Source organism: Acinetobacter sp. SFB, from assembly GCF_001647545.1.
Taxonomy (GTDB): domain Bacteria; phylum Pseudomonadota; class Gammaproteobacteria; order Pseudomonadales; family Moraxellaceae; genus Acinetobacter.
Window position 1 is genome coordinate 360467 of record NZ_LSZH01000011.1, and the last position, 16132, is coordinate 376598.

12 protein-coding genes and 4 tRNA genes are annotated in these 16132 nt (G+C 42.0%); 3 read left to right on the forward strand and 13 right to left on the reverse strand.

Annotated elements, in window-relative coordinates; all coding sequences use genetic code 11:
* Positions 1–41 precede the first annotated feature (41 nt).
* From AY606_RS06200 to glyQ, 6 genes are all read right to left on the reverse strand, one after another.
* On the reverse strand, positions 42–539 hold the full coding sequence (locus AY606_RS06200; RefSeq protein ID WP_067866215.1) for a hypothetical protein: 498 nt from the start codon (positions 537–539) through the stop codon (positions 42–44).
* Between the two features lie 201 nt (positions 540–740).
* Complete coding sequence (locus AY606_RS06205; protein ID WP_067866218.1) at positions 741–1082, reverse strand: hypothetical protein; 342 nt, start codon at positions 1080–1082, stop codon at positions 741–743.
* Positions 1083–1449: 367 nt separating this feature from the next.
* Positions 1450–1839, reverse strand: coding sequence for a hypothetical protein (locus tag AY606_RS06210; protein ID WP_067866220.1), 390 nt, complete (start codon positions 1837–1839; stop codon positions 1450–1452).
* An 82-nt stretch (positions 1840–1921) separates the two neighbouring features.
* Positions 1922–2911 (reverse strand): DUF4062 domain-containing protein, encoded by a 990-nt coding sequence (locus AY606_RS06215; RefSeq protein WP_067866222.1) that lies wholly within the window; start codon positions 2909–2911, stop codon positions 1922–1924.
* Between the two features lie 69 nt (positions 2912–2980).
* Positions 2981–5050, reverse strand: a complete 2070-nt coding sequence (gene glyS / locus AY606_RS06220; protein WP_067866223.1) for a glycine--tRNA ligase subunit beta — start codon at positions 5048–5050, stop codon at positions 2981–2983.
* Positions 5050–6039: a glycine--tRNA ligase subunit alpha gene (glyQ, locus tag AY606_RS06225; protein ID WP_067866626.1), complete on the reverse strand. Its 990-nt coding sequence runs from the start codon at positions 6037–6039 to the stop codon at positions 5050–5052. Before glyQ ends, glyS begins: the two co-directional genes overlap by 1 nt.
* Before the next feature lie 313 nt (positions 6040–6352).
* On the opposite strand from glyQ, the gene AY606_RS06230 reads away from it, so the two are divergent.
* Positions 6353–7168, forward strand: a complete 816-nt coding sequence (locus AY606_RS06230) for a transglutaminase-like domain-containing protein (RefSeq protein ID WP_067866225.1) — start codon at positions 6353–6355, stop codon at positions 7166–7168.
* Positions 7169–7376: 208 nt separating this feature from the next.
* Complete coding sequence (locus tag AY606_RS06235; RefSeq protein WP_067866227.1) at positions 7377–8483, forward strand: HPP family protein; 1107 nt, start codon at positions 7377–7379, stop codon at positions 8481–8483.
* A gap of 77 nt (positions 8484–8560) precedes the next feature.
* On the opposite strand, the gene AY606_RS06240 is transcribed toward AY606_RS06235, so the two are convergent.
* The gene (locus AY606_RS06240) at positions 8561–8827 is read right to left on the reverse strand and encodes a PspC domain-containing protein (protein ID WP_067866230.1); all 267 of its coding nucleotides are present in this window, start codon (positions 8825–8827) and stop codon (positions 8561–8563) included.
* 304 nt (positions 8828–9131) lie between these two features.
* Between AY606_RS06240 and AY606_RS06245 the strand changes: the two genes are divergently transcribed.
* Complete coding sequence (locus AY606_RS06245; RefSeq protein WP_067866233.1) at positions 9132–9767, forward strand: hypothetical protein; 636 nt, start codon at positions 9132–9134, stop codon at positions 9765–9767.
* A gap of 84 nt (positions 9768–9851) precedes the next feature.
* On the opposite strand, the gene AY606_RS06250 is transcribed toward AY606_RS06245, so the two are convergent.
* The 6 genes from AY606_RS06250 to AY606_RS06275 all read right to left on the reverse strand — a co-directional run bounded on the left by AY606_RS06250 (position 9852) and on the right by AY606_RS06275 (position 16061).
* Positions 9852–9927: transfer RNA gene (locus AY606_RS06250), tRNA-Lys, on the reverse strand.
* A gap of 153 nt (positions 9928–10080) precedes the next feature.
* A tRNA-Lys gene (locus tag AY606_RS06255) sits at positions 10081–10156 on the reverse strand.
* A 64-nt stretch (positions 10157–10220) separates the two neighbouring features.
* A tRNA-Lys gene (locus AY606_RS06260) sits at positions 10221–10296 on the reverse strand.
* 20 nt (positions 10297–10316) lie between these two features.
* Positions 10317–10392: transfer RNA gene (locus AY606_RS06265), tRNA-Lys, on the reverse strand.
* Positions 10393–10584: 192 nt separating this feature from the next.
* The gene (locus AY606_RS06270; RefSeq protein WP_067866235.1) at positions 10585–12426 is read right to left on the reverse strand and encodes a long-chain-acyl-CoA synthetase; all 1842 of its coding nucleotides are present in this window, start codon (positions 12424–12426) and stop codon (positions 10585–10587) included.
* Positions 12427–12599: 173 nt separating this feature from the next.
* Entirely contained in the window at positions 12600–16061 is a 3462-nt protein-coding gene (locus AY606_RS06275) for an Rne/Rng family ribonuclease (protein WP_067866237.1), read from the reverse strand.
* Between the last annotated feature and the right edge of the window lie 71 nt (positions 16062–16132).

Below are 16132 nucleotides of genomic sequence, written 5' to 3' on the forward strand. Positions count from 1 at the left end.
TTACAATCTCGCCTTCTGCCCATAGGAAGAAGGCATATTTCTTATAAGTTTGTGCTTGTATTGTTTTGTACCGGCTGAGTTCGATTCGAAGGTACGGGTTGAACGGGTGCAGACTCAGATCCAGTCGATGACTGACTCAAAGGGTGGGAAACAATAGGTGTAGACTGGTTTTCTGGACTGCCAACAAGACCATCTTTGTTTTCATTGAGTTTATTGTTTACTTTTACCGCAGCATTTTGAGTTTTCTCTATTGCAATCACGGATTTTTCACTGGCAAAATCTTTGGTTCCTTCCCAGGCATTTTCAACTTTAGGTTTTACTTTCGCGATACCTTTTTGCGCTGCATGATCCACTTTTTCAGCCGTGTTTTGCACCGTTGTTTGCGCCTTTTGGGTAAGTACTCGAAAGATATTTGGGTTATCACCATATGGCGCAGCCTGACGCTGTGTTGGAGTCGCAGTTTGGGTTGTCGTTTGAGCAAAAAGGGGAGTTGAAGCCAAAATTGCGCTGGTAATTAATACAGCTTTCATCTTTTTCATTGTGGGTTTTATTCCTGTTTTAATGCTCGTTTCGAGTCATTTCATCTCTATTTAATTTTATTCTATAGGCTAATTTTTCTAGAAATATGAAGTTTGATGAAATGGCTACAGATTCATAACATTAAAAATAAATTCTTGATGCCCAGTAAAAGAAAAAGCCCATAAAAATGAGTTTTTTAAACCGAGCTTAAAGATAGAATTCTAGTCTTCATCAGTAATCAAGATTTCATTGGAGGAGATTGTATGCAGTCTTCCAGCCAGATGATTCAACTCTGCATGAGTTCTGCCGTTAATATCCATGTTGCTGGGATGGGAACCTGACTCATTGTTGGTTTGGCGTTCTTCACTCGCCGAATGATTACTATTTTCTAAAGTACTTTTACCAGCTTGAGTTTTATCGCTATCTTTTTCTGCAGCCTTATCGACTTTTTGGCTATGTAGTTCTGTTTTTGCATCTTTCGCTGCCTGCACGGCATTGTTTGCGAAAATGAAAGAACAGGTGAAAAGAATCGCTGTAGTCAATTTTATTTTCTTGTTTTTCATGGTGCGATTTATCCTAATATGCCAAAACTCGATAGATATCGAGTTTTTAGACTCAAACATCATATTGGATTGAATAGATAAATCATTTACTTGAGATTAAATTCAAACGTTTTAATAACATCGAATGAACAATCTGGATGGATATGTGAACATAATTTTTAGCTGTCATTTGTTAGTTTTTGAATTTTAATTATTTTTTTTAAAATACGAATGAGCTTGGATACAAAGTATTGATATGTAAAATTTTAGGCTGAATTTAGATAAACGGTATTTGACTGGGAATTAAAAATAATGGATGGTTTTATATTAAAGAGGAAAGGGAAGAAGAATCACTGAATCTATGCTGAATCAATGATTCTGCAATATATTAGTCACATTGTGCTAAAGCATCTTCATGAAAATGATGGCGTAGTGCAAGGAAGTTTTTTTGCACTTCTGGTGCATTCAGGTCAAAGTTATTTGCTGTACTGGTACCATCTTTGGCAAAAGTTGCTGAGCCACCTGAAATCAGGGTTAAGCCTTTAAAAGCCCATTGTTCTATCGATTTGCCTGCTTTTAGGTTACCGGTAAATTCAATCACGCATTTCCCGGGAAATTTTGTCAATTTGGCTTTGTTGTTAGTCGTGTCTGGATAGACTTCCAGGTTTTGGACTTCCTGTAATACACCTGTTTCAAGCTGTGGGATTTTTGGTGCAGATGTACACGCTGTAAGAGCAATACCCGCAAGACCAGTCAAAATAATAGCTTTAAATTTCATATGATTCTTTCTTGTTGAGTGTTGTTAAGTTGAGTATATGAAATTGAACGTAAAATGCCTATAGATTTTATTAGCCTAACTTTTATATGTATTCCCACTTAGGTAAGCCAATGGTTGTTCTAAGTTCATTAATATCATTCAAAAAAGCCATATTCTTGTCATTTAAGTGAGTGATTGAACTACTATACGAATTGCTAGATATTGGTAAATGATTAGATATTCTATGTACAAAATCGAAAGGGTTTTCGGACATTTTTAATATAGAAATTAGTTCCTCAATTTGATTGCTACTTAAACTCTTACCATCAAATAAATAACTTACAATGAATAAACTGTGAATCTGTTCAATTAGCTGTGATTTAGAAATTTTTTCATTTTCTTTTTGAATAATATTTTGTGTTTCTAAATTTTTATCAGCATATAACAATACTTCTAAGTAGTTTTTAAGAGTTAAATTAAGAGTTTCTAAATGTCTAATTTGGCTTTGTAACGATTCGAGTTTTTTAATATTCCCTCTTTTAACTAAAAAGTCTTTAAATAAACCTGCCCATTGATCTCTAAGCCAGTCCTCAATTTCATTATATTTTTCAAATGAAAAAATTGGATTGTTATTTGGTTTTTTATGAATATCATCAATGAGTCTAAAGATATTAATATTATCTACATGAGCATATTCGATATCTGTATTTTTTATATTGCGTTTATAAGTCTGAAATTCAGCATAAACACCTTTTTCAATTAGGATATATGTTGGAATATGATTTTCACTAGCTGTTTCATATTCTTTACGTGTGATACTGTTGTAATGAGTATATTGACTTTTATCACTATCAATTTTCTCTGTACTGGTTTCTGAGCCGTAACGCCCACCAATAATTAGAACAAAAATATCTGCGGTTTCAGCTTCTCGATAGCAAGAAATATCAAGAGGATCATCGCTGACAAAGGCGATTTGTCCTTTTTCGAATAGTATGGATTCATAACCAAGAGAGTCAATAAATAGGCTTAATGAAGCACGAATATGTTTTAAATCATAATAAGTAGAACTTACAAAAATACGTGGCTTTGCCATCAGTTATCTCAAATAAAAAACCCCACTCATTTATAGTGGGGTTTTATTTAAATTACAATTATTTAAGACTTAGTGCTGAAGCACCGAAATATCAGCCACTTTTGTAAACAAGTCACGTAACTGAGCAAGCATACGTAAACGGTTCGCTTTCAGGTCAGCATCATCTGCCATGACCATTACGCCATCAAAGAATGCATCGACTGGCGCACGAAGTGCAGCAAGTGCAGACAATGCAGCAGTGTAGTCTTTGGCAGCAAATAACGGTTCAACCACAGGCGTGATTTTAGCAAGTTCAGCGAATAATGCCTTTTCAGCATCTTCTACCAAGTTCGCTTCAACCACATCACCGGTAGGCGCAGCTTCTTTTGCCAAAATGTTAGCCACACGTTTATTCGCAGCAGCAAGTGCAGCAGCTTCAGGCAAGTCACGGAAGTGATTGACCGCAGTTACACGCTTGTCAAAATCAAGTGGAGATTTTGGTGACAAGGCTTGAACGGCTTGAATCACATCAACCGCAACGCCTTGGTCTTCGTATTTGGCGCGGTAACGACCTTCAAGGAATGCAACAGCATCCGCCAGAGTCTTGGCATGATCTGCCACAACATCGCCATAAGCATTGAGTGCAAGCGTAATCAATTCTTCAATTGAAACGTCTAAATTATTTTCAGTCACCAGACGCAAAATACCAATCGCAGAACGACGTAGCGCAAACGGGTCTTTAGAACCTGTCGGTGCCTGACCGATCCCGAAAATACCGGTGAGCGTATCTAAACGATCGGCAAGGGCAATGGTTGTACCTGTTTTGGTTTTCGGTAAAACGTCACCCGCAAATTTAGGTAAATACTGCTCACCTAAAGACTCAGCCACTTCGTCATTTTCGCCTTCAATACGCGCGTAATATGTACCCGCAATCCCTTGAAGTTCTGGGAATTCACCTACCAATTCAGAGGTTAAGTCGCATTTTGCCAGAAGCGCAGCTTTTTCAGCATCGGCAGGGTTTGCACCTGTAATAGGAGCAAGCGCAACAGCCAATTTTGCAATACGTGTCGATTTATCCCAAAGCGTACCCAGTTGTGCCTGAAATACCATGTTCGCCAATTTTTCTTTACGCGATGCAAGCGGTTGTTTTTGATCTTGTAAGAAGAAGAATTCCGCATCAGACAAACGTGGACGAACGACTTTCTCGTTACCTTCAATAATTTGTGTCGGGTCTTTCGACTCAATGTTGGACACAGTAATGAAGTAGGGTTGCAGTTTGTTGTCAGCATTTACCAAGCAGAAGTATTTCTGGTTGTCCTGCATGGTCGTAATAAGTGCTTCTTGCGGAACAGCAAGGAAGCGTTCTTCGAAGCTGGCACGAAGTGCAACAGGCCATTCAACCAATGCTGTTACTTCGTCACGCAGGTCGCTTGGTACAATCGCAATAGCATTGACTTCATCCGCAAGCGCTTTCACTTGTTGGTCGATGATCGCTTGACGCTCTTCAAAGTTCGCAACGACGTGAGCAGCTTTTAACTTCGCAAGATATTCATCTGCATGCGTAAGGGTAATGGCTTCAGGTGCATGGAAACGGTGACCAAACGTCACGTTACCCGCTTTGTGATCTTGAATCGTTGCATCAATGACATCGTTATCTTTAAGCAACACCACCCATTTTACTGGACGCACAAATTCAGTACGGCTAGCCGCAGAACGCATACGTTTTGCAATTGGCAGGTTGTCTAAAGCATTTTGTAAAATTTGCGGTAAAAGCACGTCAAGGCTTTGACCTTTAACATCTTTCAAGTAGCAGACTTTTTCAACTTTACCGGCTTTAAAAGTTGATACTTGATCGGCTGTAATGCCTTGACCACGCATAAAGCCTTCAAGCGCACGAGTTGGTTTACCGTCGCTATCATAAGCCGCTTGAACAGCAGGGCCGTCAAAACGTTTTTGCGTATCGGCTTGAGCGCCTTCAACATTGACAATTTTTAAAGCCAAACGGCGAGGTGCTGCATAAGCTTCGATTGCATTGAAAGCCAGACCAGCATCTTTTAGACCTTTAACCGTTTCAGCCTGTAGCGCGTCACGTAATTTTTTTAAGCTTTTTGGCGGAAGTTCTTCACAGCCCAATTCGAATAATACGGTATGTTTAGACATTATTTCTTCTCCGCTGCTTTTTCTGCTTGCGCCGCTTCTGCTTCAACTTGTGCTTTTAGCTGTGCAAGGACTTCATCACGTAGTTCAGGTTCTGCCATCGGGAAGCCAAGCTTCGCACGTGCAGCCACATAACTGGTTGCGATCGAACGCGCCAGTGTACGAACACGTAAAATATAACGCTGGCGTTCAGTCACCGAAATCGCGCCACGTGCATCAAGCAGGTTAAAGCTGTGTGATGCTTTGATCACTTGTTCATAAGCAGGCAGTGGCAATTCCGCTGCAATTAAACGTGTCGCTTCAGCTTCGTAAAAGTCGAATAGTTCAAACATTTTTTCAACGTTGGCATATTCGAAGTTATAGGTCGATTGTTCCACTTCATTTTGATGGAACACATCGCCATAGGTCACCGTACCGAATTGACCTTTAGTCCAAACCAAATCGTAAACCGAGTCTACACCTTGCAGGTACATCGCCAAACGTTCAAGACCGTAAGTGATTTCGCCAGTTACCGGGTAACATTCAACGCCGCCGACTTGCTGGAAGTACGTAAACTGAGTTACTTCCATACCGTTGAGCCAAACTTCCCAACCTAAGCCCCAAGCGCCTAATGTTGGAGATTCCCAGTTGTCTTCCACGAAACGAATATCGTGAACCAGGGGATCAATACCAATCGCTTTTAATGAATCAAGATATAGCTGCTGGATGTTGTCCGGGTTTGGTTTCAGCACCACTTGGAATTGGTAGTAATGTTGCAAACGGTTTGGGTTTTCGCCATAACGACCATCTTTCGGACGACGTGACGGTTGAACGTATGCCGCGTTCCAGGTTTCAGGCCCAAGCGCACGAAGGAAGGTTGCAGTGTGGAATGTGCCTGCGCCCATTTCCATATCGTAAGGTTGTAAAATCACGCAACCTTGTTCAGCCCAGTAAGTTTGTAAGGCAAGAATTAAGCCTTGGAAGGTATCAATATGCGATATGGCGCGACTCATGGTCATCCACTTAAAATTAGAGAAAAATTGTGCTCAATTATAAGGATTTTGTCGAGGAGTGGCAAAGGGTTAATGCGTGGATACTTTTTTGAGAAAAATCAAAGTCTCCTCAAAAGAGACTGCTCATCTATTTGTATCCTGCAAATTTGTGTTTAACGACCAATTTACACTGGCCTAAAAACCAAGAACAAATCAGATGGATAGCTTTATCTAAATGCAATTATGATAAAGATAAACTGATCTTATACGGTTGCTGGCATGAAATTAGTTTAATCTTCCTAGTATAAAATAATGCTTAAAAATAAGGACGTTCATGACAACTTGTACCATCCAATGCCATTTAAAATACAAGATTGTTCAAACCACAGAATTTGTTTTTCAGATTCAGGTGGCACATCATTCTGATCAAAGCATTATTGAAGAACAACTCACATTTAATCCGCCCATCGCATGGCGTGAATTTCAAGATTCAAGTCAGCAAAACCGTCATATTCGTTTGCATATAGAACCCTGTGATGCTTTTGAAATAAATTATAACGCGACCGTTGAACGCCATCCTGTAATGGATGCGGATCTTCAGCAAAACCTGAATGAAGTGACAGTTTCTGATTTACCCGACGAAGTACTGCCTTATTTATTGGCCAGTCGCTATTGTAATTCGGATTTATTGGTCGAAATGGCGAACCGATCCTTTGGCTGGGTGAAGCCGGGCTATAGTCGGGTTAAAGCCATTGAACAATGGATTTATAACCATATTTTTTATGTTTCGGGCAGCTCTGACCAGTTTACCACAGCAACCGATGTGCTCATCCAGCGGGCAGGGGTATGTCGTGATTTTGCCCATTTGGGCATCGCCTTGTGTCGTGCTTTAGGGATTCCGGCAAGGATGGTGGTCGGCTATGTCGAGATTGAAAAATTCCTGCCAGATTTTCATGCCATTTTTGAAGCCTATTTAGAAGGCGGTTGGGTGTTATTTGATCCGACCCGTTTGGCCCCTGTAGAAAATTTAATTCGAATTGGCACTGGAATGGATGCCGGTGAAGTCGCATTTTCGACATTTTATGGTGAGATTGAGCTGATAACGATTGAACCCATCATTACCCATCAAGGTGATAGTGAGCGGTATTAGCAGAGATTAAATTGTGGCTTAATCCATTAATTTTCTGGCAAGCATTACCTGCTCTGCAGATATTATATTTTTTAATATCAGTATATTATGAGTTAAATTATTTTTAATTTCATTCCGTAAACAATGAAAAGATGCAAAATAAATACATCTTTATGCAGCATCATTCTATAATTTGCGACTTCCACTTAAAAACCACAAAAGGCGTGCCGTGTTTCATCCACAACTTGAATGGCTCAATACCCTAAAACCCAATTTTAAAATCCTGCCGCTAAAAGATCGTTTACTCTGTGGCATAGGTGCCTTGATAGGACTTGCACTTTCATCACTGATCAGTTGGTGGGTGTTGGGCGATATCAATGCCTGGTACATCGCGCCAATGGGTGCATCATCTGTACTGCTGTTTGCCGTACCGGCCAGTCCATTGGCTCAGCCATGGAATATGGTGGTTGGTAACAGTCTTGCAGGCATCATTGGCGTGACCTGTGCAATGTATATTCCTAACTTAACGGAAGCCTTTAGTGTTGCGGTCGGTCTCTCGATTATCTTAATGATGACCACAGATTCCTTGCATCCACCCAGTGGCGCAGTGGCCATTACAGCAGTATTGGGTGGAGAAGCGGTACAGCAGCTTGGATACAACTTTATTTTCTATCCGGTTTTATTGAATTCCCTATTGTTGCTGGTAATTGCGATTGTATTTAACCGCTTGCTCGGCAAACAATATCCGCAAATGGCACAAATCAATCAGCGTTCTAAAGATCCCACACCCACTCAAAAAGTTACCATTCAACCGCAAGATATTCAGGACACGCTGGATCAGCAAACCGAGCTGTTGGATATTAGTGAATATGACTTACAAAAAATTATTTTAGCAGCGCAAGAAAAAGCCAATGCACGAGGCGTGAGTCATTTTAAGTGTCAGGACATTATGACCAGAGATGTCATTAGCTTGAATGAAAACGATGATATCCATTCCGCTTTGGATAAATTTAAGCACATGAATTTAATGAGCTTGCCTGTAATCGATGCTCAGCATAAATTGGTCGGCACCCTGGCTTTATATGAAGTGGTGGAATGGTTTAAACGAGCGACAGACTTGAGAACCACATGGGAACGTCAGGTGAAACATATTATGGTGCGTCAAGTGGTTACTGTAAAACCTGAGCAACCGATCCAGAATCTGGTGCCTTATTTTGTAGAACGTTCTTTTAATTATATTCCTGTGGTTGAACATCAAAAAATGGTCGGCATCATTAGCCGTGCCGATATGATTGCTGCATTAAATCAACAGCTGAATCAGGCGGCTAACCTCTAAAAATAGGCAAAAAAAAGCTACGACCTATTGGGGTACAAGTCGTAGCATAAAACCGTAAAATATCAAAAGTTAAAACATTAACGGTATGGATTTGAGTCCTGATTTACCGTACGAACCGGATTCTGATAGCCTGATCCAGAATCTATTTGAAACTGCTTCTTAGGCATAATGAGCCATAACACCAAATAGACTAAAATCCCTGGAAATGCCGCGCTCATGAGGGAAACAACTACAAATATAATGCGCAGTAAAGTTGCATTCCAACCAAATCGTTCAGCAATACCACCCATTACACCTGCAATCATGTTTTGTCGGTTAGAGCGATATAAACCAACATTGGCCATCTAGATCTCCTTAAAATTAGAAAAAGGTATGATGTTAAAACAACTCACCCATAATTAAGAAATGGTGATGTAAAAAACTTTTTAAAGTCTGGTTGAATAGAAAATAGTTAAGTTATGTAACCGGCTATGCCTTATCTCTGCAATGCGACATAAAATATATTTATTCTGAAAAAGTTGATTTTTTTCAATAAAAATCAATCTACTATCGGAGGTGTTTTACAAGAGAATGAGATTCCAACAGATTACTTATCCAATAAATAATTGAATCTACAACTAAAGAAATCTAACATTTAGGGCTAAGTCAATGTTTCTAAAAGTAGATCAGCGTAAATATATACTGGTGGCAGTTTTATCGGGTCTGGTTGGCTGCAATCAGCCATTCGAAGAGCCTGTGGCTGAACAGATAGAACGAGAAAATCAGACAGCCCACTCGTCTACTTTAGATACTCAAGGCAATAAACTGACCGAGGTTGCCGGAAAGATTCCTGTACCTGTAGCAGATACAACCACCGATCCTCAGAGAAAAATTCCAGACAATGCCAAACCTTATGTAGGGCGCTACCAGATTGCAATTAGCTGTACTGATCCTATTGTAAAATGCGAACAGGGGAGTGCAGATTTAGTTATTAATCTATTGGCAGACGGTACGGCATATCGCAGTATTATTCATTTAGGTAAAATCACCTTTACTTCGAACCGTTATCAACGTCAAAATTACTGGTCTTATGATTCCACCCATCATCAAGTGATCGTGCATCGATTGAGTGGGGTAGACTTTTTTTATAATATCGATCAAGACCAAAACCTGGTCATGGATCTGGATAAAATTGCACATGCATCGCCACTCAACGAGCAGTATTTTGCTGAGGGTAATCCATTTCCACAGCAGGCTTATTGTTTAGTCAAAGAAACTACACCCATGAAAACTCGCGAATCCTAAAATTTAAGCAAAAAAAATACTCCAAATGTGGAGTATTTTTTATTCAATAAAATTGAAATTTATTAAAATAATAAAAATTAAATTTGGTGGGTTGTGAGGGGCTCGAACCCTCGACCAATAGATTAAGAGTCTACTGCTCTACCAACTGAGCTAACAACCCTGAACACATTTAAAAACACTGTTTTAAACGAATTACAAGATGAAGCAAAATTTCGAGAATGGCGAATCTACCGAAGGGGTATGGTTTGTCTTGGTCGGAATATTTGCAGGTTTCATTTCTATTGTAGTACAGAAAGAAGCCTTAAGAAAGATATGGTGGGCCGTCCGCGACTCGAACGCGGGACCAATGGATTAAAAGTCCACTGCTCTACCAACTGAGCTAACGGCCCATATTTTCAGAGAAAATATCTGAGAAGTAAAAAAGCTTCCCTGTAGAGAAGCTCTTTAGAATCTTGGTGGGCCGTCCGCGACTCGAACGCGGGACCAATGGATTAAAAGTCCACTGCTCTACCAACTGAGCTAACGGCCCAAGATAATCAAAAAAATAAGTGGTGGGCCGTCCGCGACTCGAACGCGGGACCAATGGATTAAAAGTCCACTGCTCTACCAACTGAGCTAACGGCCCGAAACCAACATTCAAGCAGTGCTTGGATGTACAGTGCAAGAAAATATAGTATTTTCTAAACACCACTTCGTTTTGATGGGCGTATTGTAGCAAGTTATGAAATGAGCGCAAGTAAAAATTAGCAAACTTGTTGATGTTTGATTATAAATGCAACAAATTTGCTTTATCTACTCAAAAAACAGACGTTTTGAGTTAGAAGCGGTATTGATAAGCTTGGATATTGTTAAATATTTCTACTGTTAAATCACAATATTCCGTGGCATTTGGCAGTAAAACCAACAAGCGTTCATCTGTTTTATTGGGATCAAAAGCTTGCTCTTTTAACTTGTTCTTTTGATATTTAAATGTACCGGTGGTTTCTACCTGCGCTTGAACCCGCAAGAACACAGGAACAGCATATGCAGGCAAGCATTTTTTAAACTCGCTTGCCATTAGCTTTAAATCTTGAGCTGTTAATTTTGCACCATCTGCTAGCGTAATTGCTGCCATACCGGCACGACCATTGGTATGGGGGATTTCTACTCCGTAAACCACCGCTTCAGCAATTTTTTCATATTCACTGACCACATTTTCAACTTCATTGGTCGATACATTTTCACCTTTCCAGCGAAAAGTATCACCTAAGCGGTCTATAAATTGAGCATGACGGAAGCCAATATCGCGTACCAGATCGCCGGTATTAAAGAATGCATCACCCTGTTTAAACACATTTTTCATAATCACGGATTTATTTTTTTCCGGATCGGTATAGCCATCAAAAGGCGAGCGACGGGTAATTTTACCAATCAGTAAACCAACTTCGCCTTTTTTAACCTTCTTGCACTGGCCTTTGTCATCTTTTACCGGTGCATTGGTTTCTTTGTCAAACTCAATAATGGCATAAGGTGTAGGGGAGAAGCCGACCGTGTTGTCAAAGTTAAACACGTTACTGAAACCGACATTCCCTTCACTTGACGCATAGAGTTCAAGAATTTCTTCCACTCCAAAGCGTTGCTTGAATTTATCCCAGATATTCGGGCGCATGCCATTGCCGATCATCTTTTTGACACGATGGCCGTGTTCAAGTTCAGAAACAGGGGCATCCATGAGATAACGGCACAATTCACCGACATAGCCAATCGCCGAGACATCAAATTTTTGTACATCTTTCCAGAAAGCAGAGGTGGAATATTTGCGTCTTAATGCCAGTGTGGCACTGCCGGCAATCACGCCGCACCAGCAGACCACGATACCTGTTGCATGATAGAGCGGCAAAGTGACGTACATAACGTCGTCTTTATTCAGTTTTAACACATGCCCATAGGTGCCATAGGCCAACGTCCAGCGGCTATTGGTGAAAATGACCGCCTTGGGTAAGCCGGTCGTACCAGAGGTATAGATGTAAAACAAGCCATCTTTACCTTGAACACTGTGCGTGGTGGGGGTGTTGAATTTTGGAAAGCTGTCAATTTTATCTGCCAGATTGATCCAGTCTTTCGGGGCTGTACCTGAATCCATTCGAGTAGCTTGATCGGCAAACCAGTGAAAACGCTCTTCTGGAAGCACTAAATCTTGACGAACTTCTTCCACAGCTTGACGGCATTCTTCACCGACAATCACCGCAATCGGTTTGACCAGATTAATGCTATGCATCAGTGCCTTACCGGTTTGCGATGTATTGACCAAAGCTGAAGTCACACCAATTTTCGCTAAAGCGACTACAGTTGCCACCAGTTCAGGGCGGTTTTCCACCATAACGGCAATAACATCACCTTTACGGGCACCAAGGGCGAGATAAAAATGCCCGATTTGGTTGGCCCATTCATTCAGTTGCTGATAACTGAATTTTTGATCTTCAAATAATAGCGCTATACCCTGAGGATTACGCTTGACCGCTTTTTCAAAGGCCATACCTAAGCCCGCTGGGGTGTTGGGTGTGCGTAAATAGGCTTGTTTCAGACCACTCAAGAGATGAGGGACTTTGCTCATAAATTTGGGTAATTTTACTGCGATATCAGCAATACCAATAAGATCGCTCTGTGTGGTGTGGTTCATAGGAATCCTATTTATTTTTCATAATCCAATATGTCTATTTGTTTGTGGTCATCTGTTCAGGTGTCTTTTTAATCGTTTAATCCTAGTGCAATCAACCTAATTTGACAAAAGTATCAAAAAAAACCTAGTCACCGAAATGACTAGGTTTGTTTTATTCGCTGCTTTAAAGCTAATTATGACTCATTTGCAGGCGTTATTTTCTTTGGAGGGCGACCGCGAGGACGACGGGGGCGGATAGGTTTGTCAGCATCATCATCATCCGCATCCGGGTTGTCTGGATCAGCTTTTGGCTCAGCCAGTGCTTGGACGTCTTGAGCGACTTCTACCGGTAATTCAGATTTGACCGGTTTTGGCTGCTTTACTGCCTTTTCCACACGGGTTGCTTGAACTGCCTGCTTGATCGGCTCAGCAACCACTTCTGGAGCTGCTACGACTTCAGGCGTTTCAGTTACGGCTGGAGCTTCTTCGATCACAGCTTCTGGTTCTGTCACCGGAGCAACTTCAGTCGCTGTTGTTTCAACCACTTCTTTTGCAGCTTCAGGTTCATTATGTGCTTGCTTGGCTTGTACTAAAGCCTGTTCAGCAGCAAGTTTTGCCAAACGACGACGTTCACGCGGATCATTGGCAACACGGTTGTCAGAAACAGCAGCAGGCGGTGTTAAAGCCAGCACTGGTGCCGGTTCAGCTTCATGTGCTGCTTTGGTTACCGCAACATCGCGGGTAACCGGCTGTGCTGGCGCTTCGGCTTCAGTTGCCTGATGCACGAGAGTCGCCGCATATTGCTCAGTGAATTTTACCAATGCACGGTTGAAGGTGGGGATTAAGCCAAATTGCTCAATCAGCACTGAACAATCTTCACCATAGACATGGCGAATGAGGCTGCCCACTGTATATTGACCCAACGTTGGAACCTGAGACGGGTTCAGTTTTGGAGCTTGAGCCTGTTTTACCTGCTGTTCACGTTTTTTGCGACGACGCATGCGCGGATCGTTACTGGCACGTATGTCAGCAGAACGCGGCTGCTGTGGCTCACGAGTTTCAGGGGTTGCAGCAGGTTTTTCTTCCTTCGCAACGACTGGTTTCTCAACTACAGGCGCTTGGGTTTCTGCAACAGCAACCGGTGCAGCTTGAGCGATCGGTGCTTCAACAACAGCAGTTGCTGTATTTAACGCAACAATTTCACTTTTCGCCTGATCAACATTTACCACCAAGGCAGTTGGAATCACATCCTGACGAGGTGTATCAATCACTTCGACTTTAGGCTGTTGTTCGTTAACTACAGGCGCAGCAATGGCTTGCTGAGGAGCAGGAGCCTGTTCGTTCAATACGCTTTGATCGCGGTGACGATTTGGGCGGTTTGGACGTTGTGGGCTATTACGGTCACGGCGTGGAACAGCATTTTGCTCTGGTTGAGTTTCAGATGCTTGTTGTTCAACGTGTTGACGTCGTGTCGGGCGCTTATTGTCACGTTGATCTTGACGTTGATCTTGACGTGCTTCTTGGCGCGGTTCGTGACGTTGCTCTTGGCGCTGCTCATGACGAGGAACTTGGACAATTTCTTCATGCACGTGATTTTGTTGATTGTCGTGCTGAACTTGTTCACGTTGCTCTTTCGGTTTTGTCGTACGCTTTTTATTGTGACGTTGCGCTTTTTCTTCACGCTCAGAATACTTATCCGCAACTTCATGCTGTTCCTGTTTTGCTGCTACAGGTGCACTTGGTGTTAAATAAATATTGTTGTTTGCAGTCGCCACCGGTTCGCTTACAACTGGTGCAGATGTAGCAACCTGACCGAATTGACCACGGCTCACAGCACCACCATTCACCATTTGTTCAATAGCAGCAGCAGCATTGTTTGCAGTACGGGCTTGATCAACTGTTTTGGCTTGTTTTTGTACAAACAGGTTTTCTAACCATGCACATGGGCTTGCTGAAGCTTGAGCAACAGCTGCAACTTGAACTGGCTGTTGTTGCTGTACTTCTTGAGCCACTTGTTGTGGATGACGTTGCTGCTTGTTGTTTTGGTTTTTGGCTTGTTGTTGCGCAGGTGCTTGTGCAGCAGCTTGAGCAGCCTGTTGTTCACCTTCCAAATGCCATTCAGAAGATTCATAACCCAGCTCTTTTTCACTTGAACGTGTTGCTTCAGTACGTTCGTAGCTGGTTGGCGCAAAGCCTTCAGCGTTATAAGTGATTTCATAATGTGGTGTTTCTAAGTGCGGATGTGGTAACACCGTTACACGTACATTTGAAGTTTGTTCTAGATAGACCAAAGTGTGACGCTTTTCATTCAACATGAAGGCAGCGATTTCAACCGGAACTTCGACCTGAACTTCACCTTGACGTTCACGCAGCGCAATCTCTTCCACTTTACGCATGATTGAAAGTGATAAAGAGCGTAAGTCACGCACCATGCCGGTACCATGACAGCGTGGGCATACATAACCGGTTGCTTCTTCTAACGATGGACGCAAGCGTTGACGGCTCATTTCCATTAAACCAAAACGTGACAATTGACCGAACTGGATACGGGCACGGTCACTTTGCGTTGCTTCACGAAGTTTTGCTTCAACCATGCGCTGGTTGCGGTCTTTGGTCATGTCGATGAAATCGATCACCACCAAACCACCAATATCACGTAAACGCAGTTGACGGGCAATTTCTTCAGCAGCTTCAAGATTGGTATTTAAAGCTGTGTCTTCAACATCATGACCACGTGTCGATTTCGCCGAGTTAATGTCGATTGACACTAATGCTTCAGTTTGGTCGATCACGATTGAGCCACCAGAAGGAAGTTTTACTTCGCGTTCATAGGCGGTTTGAATTTGGCTTTCAATGCCAAAATGAGCAAATAACGGCTCATTTAAAGTGTAGGTTTTAAGTTTTTCTAACTGACGTGGCATGACTGCTTTCACGAAGTTATAGGCTTCGGTATAGGCTTGTTCAGAGTCAATTAAAATTTCTGCAACATCGTCACGTAAATAGTCACGAATAGCACGAGTAACCACGCCCGCTTCCTGGTGCACCAGCATTGGTGACGGACCAGAACTTGCTGTGGTTTGGATTTGTGCCCAAAGATCCATCAAGTGTTGCAAGTCAAGTTGCAATTCTTCTTGTGAACGACCAATACCGGCAGTACGAACAATCACGCTCATGCCACGCGGAATATTCAGTGACGACAACATTTCTTTCAATTCGTCACGAACTGCACCGGAAATTTGACGACTGATACCGCCACCTTTAGGGTTGTTTGGCATAAGCACCAAATAACGACCGGCAAGCGAAATAAAGGTAGAAAGAGCAGCACCCTTGTTGCCACGTTCTTCTTTTTCCACCTGAACCAGAAGTTCTGTGCCTTCAGTGATCAATTCGCGGATGTTTGAAGTCTGGCGAGGGTCTGCCTTGTAGTATGTGTTTGCGATTTCACGCATAGACAGGAAGCCTTGACGACCTGCACCATACTCAACAAATACGGCTTCTAAAGAAGGTTCAACGCGAGTCACGTGACCTTTATAGATATTGGATTTTTTCTGCTCACGGGTACGATTTTCTAAATCAAAATCGTAAAGACGCTGACCAGTGACAAGTGCAACGCGAATCTCTTCGGCATGTGTTGCATTAATCAACATACGTTTCATGGGTGTAACACCTGATAGTGATACACAGCAAAACATCGCTATTCACGCAGCGAACATCACACATTACGGAT